Below are 703 nucleotides of genomic sequence, written 5' to 3'. Positions count from 1 at the left end.
CTAATTTCTCGAAAGAGAGTATCAAGCCCGTTGCTAACGCAACGGGCTTTTTTACATCTGCGATTTGTGGTTTTAGAGGCATTTTGTGCTTAGCGGTGTGGCCGATATGCCCTTTCGAGGATAATAAACTGAACACCTTAATCCAGTCTCTGCAGCCCAAACCTAGCCTTATCCTGAAATCAGGTATCAACTCGAGCGAGTGGTAAGTGGCCTGGTATGTGAAGGATCGTTTCCAACTGGAAGTTTTTTAAAAGCCATTTGGGCCTCAGGTGATTGTTTTGGGTGTTTGGAACGGCTGGTTATCCAGCTATCCCGCCCTTTGTTCTTTTTGGTATTTAGTCCTTTGAGGCCGTAAGCCAGATAATTTGCAACCCATGTATTAACACTCCCACGGGCGACTTTAAGTCTATTAGTGACTTCTGTTCGGCTGTGTCCTTCAAGAAATGGGGATGCTGCCAGTAATCTGATCCGTTTGCGGGGTTCATTTTCAGCCCTAGATAAAGCCAAGATCTCTTTAGCGGTGTCGCTTTTCAAAAGGGAATATTCGTTATTGGTTATACCTATATCAGATCACAACTCATTACTGATTGGTATAATACCAATTACATTAAAGGTATGATCTAATAAGTCACCATTAATAAACCGTAAAACTTATGAAGTTCCCTGATTTTGCATCACTCGCTAAAAATGAAAAAGTAGCACG

General features: G+C 42.1%; 1 protein-coding gene. It reads right to left on the bottom strand.

From position 1 onward, the window contains the following. Window positions 1-186 precede the first annotated feature (186 nt). Window positions 187-507, bottom strand: coding sequence for a helix-turn-helix domain-containing protein (locus tag L2755_RS22440; RefSeq protein ID WP_428847828.1), 321 nt, complete (start codon window positions 505-507; stop codon window positions 187-189). Between the last annotated feature and the right edge of the window lie 196 nt (window positions 508-703).

The sequence above is a fragment of the Shewanella abyssi genome, from assembly GCF_023284025.1.
GTDB classification, from domain to species: Bacteria; Pseudomonadota; Gammaproteobacteria; order Enterobacterales; family Shewanellaceae; genus Shewanella; species Shewanella abyssi.
Note: the sequence above shows the minus strand (reverse complement) of the source record. Positions and strands in the feature narration are given on the sequence as shown.